A 13,109-nucleotide genomic window follows, 5' to 3' on the forward strand; every position below is an offset into this window, starting at 1 on the left:
TTCGCCGAACTGGGCGCGGGCGAGCGCGAGGGGGCCCGCGCCCAGTTCGGCGAAGAGCTGGCGCTCGACCTGCCGGGTGCTGTAGCCGAGGCGGGCGGCGAGGCCGGGCACGCCCTCGCGGTCCACGACACCGTCGGCGATCAGCCGCATGGCCCGGGCCACGAGGTCGGCGCGCTGGTTCCATTCCGGGGAGCCGGGGCTGGTGTCGGGCCGGCAGCGCTTGCAGGCCCGGAACCCGGCCTGCTGGCAGGCCGCCGCGCTCGGGTGGAAGACCATGTTCTCCGGCTTGGGCGGCACGACCGGGCAACTGGGACGGCAGTAGATGCCGGTCGTCAGGACGGCCGTGAAGAACCATCCGTCGAACCGGGCGTCCTTGGACCGGACGGCGCGCACGCAGCGCTCGGTGTCGGTGTGCATCCCCATCTGCATGCGTCCAGCATCGAGCACCGGACGGGACGAGGCTGGCGAGAATCCGACATCGACGTGCCGGGGCGGCGCCCCGCGGAGACCACCGGGACCGAGACAGATGAATATTCATTCATGTGTTCGTGGCTGACCGGTACGATGAGGTCATGGGTCATGGAGCCGTCATCCCCGCGCAGGACGCCGCCGAGCGCGTACGCCTGGACGCGGACAACGTCGCGAAGGTCGCCACCACGCTCCAGGCCCTGTCCACACCCTCCCGGCTGCTGATCCTGGCGCGGCTGCGGGAAGGCCCGCTGCCGGCCACCGAGTTGGCCGCCGAGGTGGGCATGGAGCAGTCGGCCTGCTCGCACCAGCTGCGGCTGCTGCGCAATCTGGGCCTGGTCGTCGGCGAGCGGCAGGGCCGTTCGGTCGTCTACGCGCTGCACGACCACCATGTCGCCGAGCTGCTCGACCAGGCCGTCTACCACGTGGAGCATCTGCGCCTGGGCCTCAGCGACGCCGCCGACTGAGGCGGCGCCGCCTTCCTGTTGTGCGTTATTCGGTGGCCGTCGGCCGTCGCGAGGCCGCCATCGCCTCGCTCACGCGCGTCAGCGGACGCAGCCGGTAGGTGTACGCGTAGTCCCGGTCGGCGAGGAGCTTGAACTCGTCGTGGGTGTGGGCGCCCCAGCTGTTGTCGCCGCCCACGCCCATCTGGCGGTGGTTGACGCGGAGGACCACCGCGTCCCTGGGGTCGAGCTGGTAGTCGTGGCGGGCGCCGACCGACAGGTCCTCGGGGGTGAAGCGTGACGCGTTGACCTCCAGCAGCGGCTCACCGCAGACGAGCAGTCCGCGTCCGCCGCCGTCCGTCAGCGCGGCCCAGCGGACGTCGGTCTTGTTGCCGTTCTCCTGGGGGCGCAGGTAGGAGGTCCACTGCCCGGAGACGGTGCCGGAGTACAGGCCGACGTCGGTGGCGTTGTTGCGGTCCCACATGTTCTCCTCCGGGCCCCGGCCGTAGTAGTGCAGCCGGTCCAGGCGGCGGGGCAGGAACAGCAGGGTGCCGACCTCGGGGATGTACGGCAGGGTCGACGCTCCCGGGTGCAGGGTGTTGCCGACCTTGATCTCGCCGTTGCCGAAGACCGTGTACGTCGTGCTGTACGTGGACTCCGCGCTGGTGGGCAGCGTGCCGGTGATCGTGATCTCGACGGCCCGGTCGTCCAGCGGGCGGACCCGTACGTCCGCGACCTTCCGCTTGGCTCCCGCGTCGCGCCACGTCTGGTTGCGGGTGTGGTGGCCGTTGCCCCGGTCGTTGTCGGTGGGCGCCCGCCAGAAGTTCGGGACGGGGCCGGAGGTGATGAGCCGGGTGCCACCCGCCTCGTACGACGTGATGGTGCCGGTGCTCTTGTCGACGGTGACCGAGAAGCCCTTGCCCTTGACGGTGACGGCCTCGTCCCGGTCGGTGTACCGCAGGGCGGGGACGCTGCGCAGCGGCAGGGGTTTCACGGCCGGGCTGTCCGTGTCGAGGGCGAGCTGCTGCTTGGCCACCTCGAAGCCGGCCTTCGCCCACTTGGTGGGCTCCTGGGTGGTGAAGGAGAGCTGGAGGAAGTACTCCGTGCCCGGCTCGGGCTTCGCCGGCAGCCGCACCGGCACCTTGATGTCCTTGCGGGAAAGCGGCGCGACGTTCAGCTGGTCCCGGGTCAGCCGGCCGCGCTGGACGACCTTGCCGTCGGCGAGGAGGGACCAACGGCCGTCGAACTCGCGGAGGTTGGTGAAGAGGTATTCGTTGGTGAGGGTGACGGCGCCGGGTCCGCCGGAGGCCGGGGCGGCGTTGATGGCCTGGTAGATCTGCTTGACCTCGGCGGACTTGCCTGTGAGGCCGCGATCGGGGGTGATGATGCCGTCGCCGCAGAAGGCACCGTCGTTGGGGTTGTCGCCCCAGTCACCACCGTAGGCGTAGAACGTCTTGTCGCGTGGGCGCTGCTCGGTGAGGCGGGCGGTGGCGGCGTCGAACCAGAAGCGCACGCCCTCGTCGTCCGGGCCGCGGCTGTCCGAGGCCAACTCGGCGGCGCTCAGCGCGCGGGCGTACACGCGGGCCCGCCGGATGGTGCCGCTGAACTCGCGGGTCGGGTTGTCGATGTCCGTGGCGAGGGACAGGGACGCGGTGTTGTCGGCGGGGCGCCGGGTGGTGGTCCTGGTGCCGCGCACCTGGCCGTCGACATACAGGGTGAGCGTCCCCGCGTCGGCGTCGAAGACACCGGCGACGTGGTGCTCCTTGCCCGTCCAGCCGTCGGGCAGCGCCCAGCTCGCGGTGACCCACTGACCGCCGCCGTGGATGAAGAACTCCAGGCTCTTGTCGCTCTGTTTGAGGGCGTACTGGGTGTCGCCCTTGGCGAGGAGGGGCTGGTGGCCGCCGGTCACGTGCGGGGTGACCCAGGCCTCCAGCGTGAGGGAGCCGGTAAGGTCCAGGCGGGGGTCGCGGGGGAAGACGGTGCCGCCCGAGACACCCTTGGCACGGTCGAAGGTGCCGGCGGGCGCCATGATCTCGCCGCGCAGCGCACCCGGCCCGGACTCGGTGAGCAGCTTGCGGGTGGGGGTCGGCCAGCTCAGGGCCTGGTCGACGAAGTCCCAGATCCAGCCGCCCTGGAGGACGTCGTAGCGGCGGACGATGTCCCAGTACTTCTTGAAGTTGCCGTTGGAATTCCCCATCGCGTGGGAGTACTCGATCATCACGTACGGGCGGGTGTCGCCGGTGTCCTTGGCGCGCTGCTCGACCCGCTGCGGGCTGTCGTACATCTCGGAGCGGATGTCGCTGATGCCCGGGCGGTCGTCGCCCTCGTACTGGATGACGCGCGTGGGGTCGTAGGAGCGGATCCAGTCGTGCATGGCGTTGAAGGTGGTGCCGCCGCCCGCCTCGTTGCCGAGGGACCAGATGACCACCGAGGCGTGGTTCTTGTCGCGGTGGACCATGTTCTGGGCGCGGACCACACACGCCTCGGTCCACTCGGGATGGCCGCTGCCGGGGAACCTGTCGCGGATGCCGTGGGTTTCGAGGTTGGTCTCGCCCACGAGGTACAGGCCGTACTCGTCGGCGAGTTCCAGCCAGAGCGGGTTGTTGGGGTAGTGCGAGGTGCGGACGCTGTTGATGTTGAGCCGTTTGATGATCTCGATGTCCTCGATCATCTGCGCCCGGGTGAGCGCCGAGCCGGTCTCGGGGTGCATCTCGTGGCGGTTGGTGCCGCGGAAGGAGACCGGCTTGCCGTTGATGCGCATCAGGCCGTCCTTGAGCGCGAACTCGCGCAGGCCGACCCGGTGCGACAGGGTCTCGACCACCTTGCCGGCCGGGTCGCGCAGCCTGAGCACGGCGGTGTAGAGGTTCGGGTGCTCGGCCGACCAGAGCTTCGGCGCGGGGACGGCTCTGGACGCCTCGGCGGTGGCCTCGTCGCCTTCGGGGACGTCGACCGGCTGGTTGAGGGGCCGCGGCCAGACGGCATGGCCGCGCGCGTCGTACAGCTGGGTCTCGACCGTGTAGCGGCCCGCGCCCTTGCCGCCGTAGTCGCGGACGTGCGCGGTGACCTTCAGCTCGGCGGAGGTGTAGTCGTCGCCGAGCGGGGTGTCCAGCTTGAAGTCGCGCAGGTGCACGGAGGGCGTGGAGTACAGGTGGACCGAGCGGAAGATGCCGCTCAGCCGGATCATGTCCTGGTCCTCCAGCCACTCCGCGTCGGAGTAGCGGTACACCTCGACGGCGATCTGGTTGGTGCCCGGCTTGAGGTGGCGGGTGATGTCGTACTCGGCGGAGGTGTAGGAGTCCTCGTGGTAGCCCGCCAGTTCGCCGTTGATCCACACGTAGTGGGCGGACTTGACGCCCTCGAAGTGCAGGAAGGTGCGCCGGCCGGACCAGTTGCGGGGGACGGTGAACGTACGGCGGTACTGGCCGACGGGGTTGTAGCGGGTCGGGGCGGCCGGCGGCTGGGCCTCCTCGCCGCCGCCGTTGGGCCCCCACCAGGGGTAGGTGATGTTGACGTAGATCGGGAAGTCGTAGCCGTGCAGCTGCCAGGCCGAGGGCACGGGGATGGTGTCCCAGCCGGAGTCGTCGACGTCGGTGCGGTGGAAGTCGGCGTCCCGGTCGTCGGGGCGGTCGGCGTAGGCGAACTTCCATGTGCCGTCGAGGCTCAGCCGGTACGGCGAGCGGGTGCGGTCGCCGTCCAGTGCCTGCTCCAGATCCGCGTACGGCATGAGCGTGGTGTGCGGCGGCTCGGTGCCCACGCGGTACACGGCCAGGCCGTCGTTCCACTCCGGCGGGCCGTCCGCCGCCGGGCGCCGGCCGGCCGCGTGCGCGGCGGCGGGCGACGCGGACAGGGCGAGCGCGCCGAGCACGGCGGCGCCCCCTTCGAGCAGACGGCGACGGCTGACGACGGGCCGGTCGGCGGGGGACGGGAGCGGGTGCGGCATGACCGTGGCCTTCCTCGGTTCGACAGGGTGCTGCACGGACTGAGGGCACGCCAGATGCGGCCCCAACTCCCTTGCTGGGTGTTTCTGTTGGGACACGTGCAACTGACGGTGACGAAGCAACTGCTGAGCAGGCACACCCTAGGACTCGAACACAACCGAAGCAATGATCCCGTCGGACTTTGTGCGGTCCTGATGGTTCTCTCGCGTCAGGTGCCTTCAGGCCCGAGGAAGGCGAGCAGCTCGCTCGTCAGCCGGGCGGGGGCGTCCAGCGGGACGAGGTGCCCCGACTCCGGGACGGGCACCAGCCGCGCGCCCGGGATCAGGGCGGCCAGCTCCTGCCCCTTGGCGAAGGGGACCCAGGTGTCCTCGGTGCCCCAGCAGACCGTCACCGGCAGGTCGAGGGTGGGATACAGCGGCTGGATGTCGTCGGTGTAGCGCTGGTCGGCCTGGGCGATCTGGCGGTAGAAGGCGGCCTGGCCCCGCTCCCCCGTCCAGGGCCGCACGAGCGCGTCCAGCGCGGCGGGCCGCAGACCGAGGTGGCTCGCGGACGTGACGTACTCGCGCACCAGCGCCTCGTGCAGCGCTGCCGGCAACTGCCCGAAGACGTGGCTGTGCTGCCCGACCAGCCGGAAGAAGGGGGAACCCCAGGGTTTTAGGGCCACCGGGTCGACCAGGGCGAGCCGCCGGTAGCGGGCCCCGTGCAGCAGACGGGCGCGCAGTGCCACGCAGCCGCCGAAGTCGTGCGCGACGACGGACGGCTCCTCAAGCCCCCAGTGCGCGAGCAGCTCGGTGAAGATCCGGCCCTGGGCCTCCAGCGAGACGTCCTGGTCCGGGTACATGTCGGAGGTGCCGTAACCCGCCATGTCCCACACGTGCACATGGTGTCCGCAGGCGGCGAGTGCCGGAGCGATCTCGTGCCACACGTAGGAGGAGAACGGCGTCCCGTGCAGCAGCACGACCGGCTCGCCGCCGGGATCCCCGAACCGGTCCCAGCGCACGGTCCCCGACGTGGTGGCCAGGCTCTCCCGCAGTGTCCAGTCAGCCAAGATCCCGCTCCCTCTTCTCTCGTGCACCGACCCGTGATGATTTGCCTCTTCGGCGCGACAGCGCTGCTCCTCCGACCGTAATGTGACCTCATCGGACAGCCTGCGCAACGGATCTTGGCCGGACCTTTTGCCGCGCCGGAAGGAGCGGCTCGCATGAACGGGTATGCGCCCTCGGACCGGGACGCCGTCACGGCCGCGCCCGGTGGGCTGCTGGACCTGCTGAAGGTCGCGGCCGTGGTCCTGGACGGCGACGGGCACATCGCCCTGTGGAGCCCCGAGATCGAGCAGCTGCTCGGCTACACCGCCGAGGAGGCCTTGCGGCAGCGGGCCGACACGCTCCTGATCGCGCCCGAGAACCGCCCCCGCGGCAGGGAGTTGTTCGCCCAGGTCAGATCGGGGGACCGCTGGGCCGGTGTCTTCCCGCTGCGGCACCGCGACGGCACGGAACGCGCCGTGGAGTTCCGCACCATGCGGCTCCTCGACAGCGAGGGCCGGCCGCACCTGCTCGGACTCGCCACGGACGCGACGACCGTACGCAAAGTGGAGCGGGACCTGGCCCTCTCGCACAGCCTCGTCCACCAGACCCCGCTCGGCATCGCCGTCTTCGACAACGACCTGCGCTGGGTCGGCGTCAACCCCGCGCTGGAGCGGATCAACGGGGTGCCCGAGGAGGCCTTGCTGGGCCGACGGCTCGGCGACGTGCTGCCGGGCCTGGACGTCGAGGCGATCGAGGCCCGGATGCGGCACGTCCTCAAGACCGGCAGACCCCTGCTCGACCAGCAGACCATCGGCCGTACGGCGGCGGACGAACACGACCGCGCCTACTCGGAGTCGTACCACCGCATCGAGGACACCGACGGCCGGGTCCTCGGTCTGGCGATGGCCGTGCTGGACGTGACCGAACGCCAGCAGGCCGCCGCCGAGGTCGCGCAGGCGCGCCAGCACCTGTCGGTGATCGCCGAGGCCGGGGCACGGATCGGCACCACGCTGGACCTTCAGCAGACCGCGCGGGAGCTGGCCGACGTGGTGGTGGCGCACCTGGCGGACCTGGCCGCCGTGGACGTCCTGGAGTCCGTCGTGGCCCGCGGCACCATCGCGCCGGTGTCGGGCGGCGCGCCCGCGGAGTTCCGGGCGCTGGCCGTCGCGGCGGGCTACCCGACCGACGCCATCCACGCCGCCGACCCGGTCGGCGAACTGGCCACCTACGCCTCGTCACGGATGATCACGCAGTGCGTCCGCAGGGCCCGCCCCGTCCTGGTCGAGCGCGTCGACCCGAAGATGATGCGGCGCATCGCCCGGGACGCGCGGGCCGCCCGGACCCTGCACGAGGCCGGCGCGCACTCCTACCTGGCGGTGCCGCTGGTGGCCCGGGGCAAGGTGCTCGGCACCCTCACCCTGTACCGCACGGTCGACGAACGCCCCTTCGACGACCGGGACCAGGCGCTCGCCTCGGAGCTCGCCGCGCGCGCCGCGATCTGCATCGACAACGCCCGCCTCTACGGCCGGGAACGCGGCACCGCCCTGACGCTCCAGCGCAGCCTGCTCCCGGCCACGCCCGCCGAGCAGGAGGGGCTCGACATCGCCGCCCGCTACCGCCCGGCGCTCAGCGAGGTCGGCGGCGACTGGTACGACGTGCTGCCGCTGGGCCCGGGACGCACCGGGCTGGTGGTGGGCGACGTCATGGGCAAGGGCGTCCAGGCCGCGGCGATCATGGGGCAGCTGAGCACGGCGACGCGGGCACTGGCCCGGCTGGACCTGCCGCCCGCCGAACTGCTGCGGCACCTCGACGACATCGCCGGCTCGCTCGGCGACGCGATCGCCACGTGCGTGTACGCGGTGTGCGACCTGCGGGCCGGGATCTGCTCACTGTCCAGCGCCGGTCATCTGCCGCCGGTGCTCGCCGGAGCGGACGGCGGCGTGAAACTCGTCGACGTGCCCGGCGGCGTGCCGCTGGGGGTGGGCGGCGTGGAGTTCGGCACCGTGGAGCTGGAGTTCACGCCGGGCTCCCTGCTCGCCCTGTACACCGACGGGCTGGTCGAGAACCGCGGGGAGCCGATCGACACCGGCCTCACCCTGCTGACCCGCCTCCTGGAGAACGCGGGACCCAGCCTGCAGAGGGCCAGTGACAGCCTCCTCGGTGCGCTGAGCCCGGAGCCCGACGACGACGTCGCGCTCCTGCTGGTCCGCGCCCGCTCCTGAGCGAACGGCCTCAGGCCCTTTCCCTGCGCACGACGCACAGGGCCCAGATGATGAAGCCGGAGATCGCGATCATCACGACCGACCAGACCGGGTAGGACGGCAGGGAGAGGAAGTTGGCGATGATGACGAGGCTTGCGATGCCCACGCCGGCGACCCGCGCCCACGTCGCCGCCTGGAACAGCCCCATGCTGACGATCACGGCGACCACGCCCAGGCTCAGATGGATCCAGCCCCAGCCCGTGAGGTCGAACGCGAACACGTAGTTGGGGGTCGAGAGGAACACGTTGTCCTCGGCGATCGCCGAGATGCCGCGCAGGATGCCCAGAATCCCGGCGACCATGAGCATGACGGCGCCGAAGGCCATCAGGCCGACGGCGAACGGGCGATCGGCGGTGCGTCCGTGCGGAGGGTGTGTGGCGGTCATCCTGGTGCCTCGTTTCTGTCGGGTCCGGCAGCCGTCCGCTGCCGTCTCAGCGTGCCCGCCCACGGCAGGGGGCCGCCTCACCCGCGGCGGGTGATCCGTACGCCGTGCCGTGCCGGTGAGGTGGGGAGCACACTCCCGAGAGACCGGAGAGAGCCGAGATGAACGATTCCGTACCGAGCCTCGCCCCGGCCTTCCGGTCACCGGCCGAGCGGGCCGCCGCGGGCCGCGAGGTGCGCCGGCGGGTCCCGCGTTCGTCCCACAGCTGGTTCGAGGCGGGGCCCGAGCGGCCGGACCCGGTCGAGGTGGTGGAGCGCCAGTCGGCCACCCGCCTGCCGGAGCTGGTGCCGATCCGCTACGGCCGCATGCTCGAATCGCCGTTCCGCTTCTACCGGGGTGCGGCGGCGATCATGGCGGAGGACCTGGGCCGCGCCCCGGACACGGGGCTGCGGGTGCAGCTCTGCGGTGACGCCCATCTGCTGAACTTCCGGCTGCTGGCCTCGCCCGAACGCCATCTGGTCTTCGACATCAACGACTTCGACGAGACGCTGGCCGGGCCGTTCGAGTGGGACGTCAAGCGGCTGGCGGCCAGTTTCGCCGTCGCCGGCCGGGCCAATGGCTTCGGGGCCGATGAGCAGAGCGCCGCGGTGGAAGCGTGCGTACGGGCCTACCGCCGGCGGATGCGCGAGTTCGCCGGCATGCGCAACCTGGACATCTGGTACGCCCAGGACGACGCCGACCGCCTGCGGGAGCTGCTGGCCGCGTCGATGTCCGGGCAGGCCAGGCGGCGTACCGACGAGGCGACGGCGAAGGCCCGCACCCGCACCCACCTCCAGGCCTTCGCCAAGCTCACCCGCGTGACGGCCGAAGGGCGGCGGATCGCGCCCGACCCGCCCCTGATCACTCCGTTGCGGGACCTGGTGACCGACTCCTCGCCGCACGGGCAGGAGCAGGAGCTGCGCGCCGTCCTGGAGGGCTACGCCCGGACCCTGTCGTCCGAGCGCCGGCACCTGCTGCGCCGCTACCGGCTGGTGGACATCGCCCGCAAGGTGGTGGGAGTCGGCAGCGTCGGCACCCGCTGCTGGATCGTGCTGCTGCTCGGCCGGGACGACGACGATCCCCTGCTGCTCCAGGCCAAGGAAGCACAGGAGTCGGTGCTCGCCGCCCACACCGGTGGCGAGGGCTACGACAACGAGGGCCGCCGAGTGGTGGCGGGACAGCGGCTGATCCAGACGACGAGTGACATCCTCCTGGGCTGGACGCACGCCGTGGGCCTCGACGGACACGAGCGCGACTTCTACGTACGCCAGCTGCGGGACTGGAAGGGCATCGCGCGGCCGGACACCATGGGCCCCGGCCTGTTCCGCCTGTTCGCGCGGTTGTGCGGGGCGAGCCTGGCGCGGGCCCACGCCCGCTCGGGCGACCCCATCGCCATCGCGGCGTACCTGGGCGGCGGCGACCGCTTCGACCGCGCGCTCGCCGCGTTCGCCCGCTCCTACGCCGACCGGAACGAGCGGGACTTCGCCGCGCTGGGCGCCGCCGCCCGCTCCGGCAGGATCCCCACGGCGACTCTCTGAGCCCCGCTCACTCGGGCAGCTGACGCATCTCCACGACCCTGAGTCCCAGCGCCTGGAAGCGGTTCAGCAGCCCGTGCAGGTGGGCTTCGTCGACGACGGGGCCGTACAGGACCGTCTGGCCGGACATCAGCACGTGGTCCAGCTCCGGGAAGACCTTGGCTAGCGTCTCCGACATATGTCCGGCGACCCGGATCTCGTAGCGCATGAACTGCTCTCCCGCGGACGGCCTGGAGCGGGCGGGGCACGCCCTTCCCTGGCGATGCTCCGCCCTCGCGCGCCCTGTGGCGTCACCCGGCGCAGGTGAACCTGACGGCAACCGTCACAGCAGCCGCCGTTCGCGGGCGCGGCGGACCGCGTCGCTGCGGCGGCCGACCGCGAGTTTGCGGTAGATGCTCTTGAGGTGGGTCTTCACCGTGTTCACGGACACGTGCAGGCCGGCGGCGATCTCCTCCGTCGACCTCATCTCGGCCAGGAGCCGCAGCACGTCCCGCTCGCGTGCGCTGAGTTCCTCGACGGCCAGTGCCGGGTGCCGGTCCGGCGTGGTGGGCCCGGTGTCCGGGTGGCGGCCGGGGCGGGGGAGGAGCCAGCCGCCGGACAGTTCCCGGAGCCGGCCGGTGCTCAGCAGGGGGCGCAGCCAGGGACCGGCTTCCAGGAAGGGGCGGCGCAGGTGCCCGCGCCGGCCGTCGAGCAGAGCCCGGGTGACGAAGCGGCGGGCGGTGACGAGGTCGCCGGTCATGTGGGCGGCCTGGGCGCGGACCAGCGTGGCGCGGACGGTGACCGCCGGCCCTGGCCGGTCGTCCTCCGGCAGGCTGTCGATCACGTCGAGCGCCCCTTCGACCTGGCCTGCCGCGAGCCGGGCCCGCGCCGCCTCGACCGCGCAGGCCGTCCGGTGGTGTGCCACGCGCTCCACGACCGCCCGCGCCGATTCCGGGTGCCCCCGGGCGAGGTGGGCGGCGGAGGCGAGCAGGGCGGCGTGGTCCTCGGCCCAGGGTGAGCTCACCGCTGCCGGCACGGACGCGTCCGCCGCCGCCAGCGCGGCCCGGGCGTCCCCTCGGGCGAGGAGCAGCCGCCCCCGGGTGAGGGTCCGGCAGGCCTGCGTCACCGGGTCGTCACCGAGCGGCCGGGAGACGGCCGCGTCGAGGAGCGCCTCCGCGTCGTCGAGTTCGTCGCGGTCGATCAGGACGGCGGCCAGGACCAGCTGGGCGAGGCCGGACCCGGACTGCGGGGGCAGGCTGTAGCGCTCCGCCTGACCGGCCGCCGCCAGGGCCTTGTGCTCCGCCGGGCCGGGCCGGCCGTTCAGGTGGTCGATCAGCGCGAGATGGCCGAGCGCCTCGCACCGGGGCAGCGCCATCGCCGCTCCGCCGGGGTGTCCGGCGACCGCCGACAGCGCGTCGCGGGCGTCGTCGAAACGCCCGGCCCACAGGCGGGCGGAGCCGAGGTGGGTGAGCAGCAGGGCGGTGACTTCCGGGTGGTTCTCCAGGACGTGTGCGGGGACGTCCTGCCGGAGGGCCCGCGCCTCCTCGGCGGCTCGCTCCGCCCTGTCCGGAGAGCCGGTCATCCGTGCCGCCAGGGCCTCCAGCAGGGCGCGGCCGAGCAGGACCGGCGCCCGGTCGCGGCCGTTGCCGGCCAGGTCCCGCCCGGCCCGCCGCAGGTGGGACAGGCCGTGATCGAGGTCGTGGTGGGCCAGTTCGCGGGCGGCACGGACGAGGTCGGGGGCCGGGCCCGTGGTCTCGGGGCCCATCCGCGCGAACAGGGCGGACAGCTCCTCGGAGTGCAGGCCGGTGAACAGCTGCCCGATCGCGAGGTCGTCGACCACGGCGTCGGCCGTGAACTCCCAGTCGTCCGCCGCGGCACCCTGGACGAGCGCTTCGTGCAGGGCGCCGGACCGCCGCAGCCACCGCGCGGCCCGGCCACGCAGCTCCGGCTCCAGTCCGGGGCGGCGTTCCCGCAGGTGGGCGCGGAGGATCTCGGCGAACAGCGGGTGCAGGGCGTACCACGAGTGGCCGAGGTACTGGACGAAGGCGTTCTCCCGGTGCAGCGCGGCCAGGACCGGCTCGGCGTCGGTGCGCAGCGTGAGCGCGTTCACCAGGTCGGGGCAGCAGCGATCCAGGACACTGATGCGCAGCAGCAGGTCCTGGGTGGCGGGTGGCTGCCGGTCGAGCACCTCGGCCAGCAGGAAGTCGGCCACCGCGCTGTGGTCGGCCTCGAACTGCTTCACGTACAGGTGGGGGTCCGCGACCTCCCGGGCGGCCAGGGCGCACAACCGGAGGCCGGCGGCCCAGCCCTGGGTGCGGTCCACCAGGGCCCGCACGGCGCTGTGGTTCAGGTGCAGACCGTGTCGCGACAGCAGCTCCGCGGCCTCCTCGGCGGTGAACGCCAGGTCCGCGTCGCGGATCTCCGTCATCTCGCCCGAGGCCCGGTACCGGTGCAGCGGCAGCAGGGGTTCCGTGCGGGTGACGAGGACCAGGCGCAGGCCGTGCCCGGCGTGGTGCAGGACGAACTGCAACTGCTCCGCGATCTCGGGTGAGGTCACCCGGTCGAACTCGTCGAGCACGACGACGGTGGTGTGGTCCCGGCTCTCGAGGTCGGCGGCGAGGCGGGTCAGTGTCCGCCGGTCCACCCGGCCGGCCTCCGCCGGGCAGCCGACCTCGCCCGCCACGGGTACGCCGGCGGCGCGCAGTGCCTCCAGCAGATAGGCCCAGAAGATGCCGGGAGCCTGGTCGGAGGGGTCGGCGGTGAGCCAGACGACCGGTTCCCGCAGGCCGGCGGCCCAGTCGGCGACCAGGAGGGTCTTGCCCGCGCCGGCCGGCCCGTTGACCATCGTCAGGGGCGTCACGAGCGCCTGGTCGAGGTGTCCGGTCAGGCGGGTGCGGCGCAGGAAGCCGGCGGGCCGCTTCGGCAGGGCGAACCGGGTACGCAGCAACGGGTCGCCCGTGGGGTCGACGCCCGTGGGCGCCGGCTCCGCACCAGTCTCCGCAGTCGCGGCCATGGGGCTCCCACTGCCTGCCGTGCGCC

Annotated in this window: 9 protein-coding genes; 3 read left to right on the plus strand and 6 right to left on the minus strand. The window is 72.5% G+C overall.

Features of this window, described 5'->3' with window-relative positions; translation table 11 throughout:
* On the minus strand, positions 1-429 hold a 429-nt coding region (locus CCL05_RS09655), incomplete at its 3' end, for a bifunctional transcriptional activator/DNA repair enzyme AdaA (protein ID WP_143589857.1).
* 143 nt (positions 430-572) lie between these two features.
* On the opposite strand from CCL05_RS09655, the gene CCL05_RS09660 reads away from it, so the two are divergent.
* Positions 573-935, plus strand: coding sequence for an ArsR/SmtB family transcription factor (locus CCL05_RS09660; RefSeq protein ID WP_086560112.1), 363 nt, complete (start codon positions 573-575; stop codon positions 933-935).
* Between the two features lie 25 nt (positions 936-960).
* Here the strand turns inward: CCL05_RS09660 and CCL05_RS09665 are convergent, their stop codons facing one another.
* Both CCL05_RS09665 and CCL05_RS09670 read right to left on the minus strand, forming a co-directional pair.
* Positions 961-4,851 (minus strand): glycoside hydrolase family 2 TIM barrel-domain containing protein, encoded by a 3,891-nt coding sequence (locus CCL05_RS09665; protein ID WP_086560092.1) that lies wholly within the window; start codon positions 4,849-4,851, stop codon positions 961-963.
* A gap of 206 nt (positions 4,852-5,057) precedes the next feature.
* On the minus strand, positions 5,058-5,897 hold the full coding sequence (locus CCL05_RS09670; RefSeq protein WP_086560093.1) for an alpha/beta fold hydrolase: 840 nt from the start codon (positions 5,895-5,897) through the stop codon (positions 5,058-5,060).
* A 153-nt stretch (positions 5,898-6,050) separates the two neighbouring features.
* On the opposite strand from CCL05_RS09670, the gene CCL05_RS09675 reads away from it, so the two are divergent.
* Positions 6,051-8,096: a SpoIIE family protein phosphatase gene (locus CCL05_RS09675; RefSeq protein ID WP_086560094.1), complete on the plus strand. Its 2,046-nt coding sequence runs from the start codon at positions 6,051-6,053 to the stop codon at positions 8,094-8,096.
* 10 nt (positions 8,097-8,106) lie between these two features.
* Here CCL05_RS09675 and CCL05_RS09680 read toward each other — a convergent pair whose 3' ends face one another.
* Positions 8,107-8,520, minus strand: coding sequence for a DUF7144 family membrane protein (locus tag CCL05_RS09680; RefSeq protein ID WP_086560095.1), 414 nt, complete (start codon positions 8,518-8,520; stop codon positions 8,107-8,109).
* A gap of 158 nt (positions 8,521-8,678) precedes the next feature.
* On the opposite strand from CCL05_RS09680, the gene CCL05_RS09685 reads away from it, so the two are divergent.
* Entirely contained in the window at positions 8,679-10,094 is a 1,416-nt protein-coding gene (locus CCL05_RS09685; protein WP_086560096.1) for a DUF2252 domain-containing protein, read from the plus strand.
* 7 nt (positions 10,095-10,101) lie between these two features.
* Here CCL05_RS09685 and CCL05_RS09690 read toward each other — a convergent pair whose 3' ends face one another.
* Complete coding sequence (locus tag CCL05_RS09690) at positions 10,102-10,299, minus strand: hypothetical protein (protein ID WP_086560097.1); 198 nt, start codon at positions 10,297-10,299, stop codon at positions 10,102-10,104.
* Positions 10,300-10,413: 114 nt separating this feature from the next.
* A complete protein-coding gene (locus tag CCL05_RS09695) occupies positions 10,414-13,083 on the minus strand; it encodes a helix-turn-helix transcriptional regulator (RefSeq protein WP_086560098.1) in 2,670 nt (889 codons plus the stop codon).
* Positions 13,084-13,109: the final 26 nt, after the last annotated feature.

Source organism: Streptomyces africanus (assembly GCF_002150735.1).
Lineage (GTDB): Bacteria > Actinomycetota > Actinomycetes > Streptomycetales > Streptomycetaceae > Streptomyces > Streptomyces africanus.

What these genes read in the sequence shown, in the direction of transcription:
- CCL05_RS09690 (WP_086560097.1), bottom strand. Translation starts at nt 10,299, where the DNA reads ATGCGCTACGAGATCCGGGTCGCCGGACATATGTCGGAGACGCTAGCC.
- CCL05_RS09685 (WP_086560096.1), top strand. Translation starts at nt 8,679, where the DNA reads ATGAACGATTCCGTACCGAGCCTCGCCCCGGCCTTCCGGTCACCGGCC.
- CCL05_RS09680 (WP_086560095.1), bottom strand. Translation starts at nt 8,520, where the DNA reads ATGACCGCCACACACCCTCCGCACGGACGCACCGCCGATCGCCCGTTC.
- CCL05_RS09695 (WP_086560098.1), bottom strand. Translation starts at nt 13,083, where the DNA reads ATGGCCGCGACTGCGGAGACTGGTGCGGAGCCGGCGCCCACGGGCGTC.
- CCL05_RS09665 (WP_086560092.1), bottom strand. Translation starts at nt 4,851, where the DNA reads ATGCCGCACCCGCTCCCGTCCCCCGCCGACCGGCCCGTCGTCAGCCGT.
- CCL05_RS09660 (WP_086560112.1), top strand. Translation starts at nt 573, where the DNA reads ATGGGTCATGGAGCCGTCATCCCCGCGCAGGACGCCGCCGAGCGCGTA.
- CCL05_RS09675 (WP_086560094.1), top strand. Translation starts at nt 6,051, where the DNA reads ATGAACGGGTATGCGCCCTCGGACCGGGACGCCGTCACGGCCGCGCCC.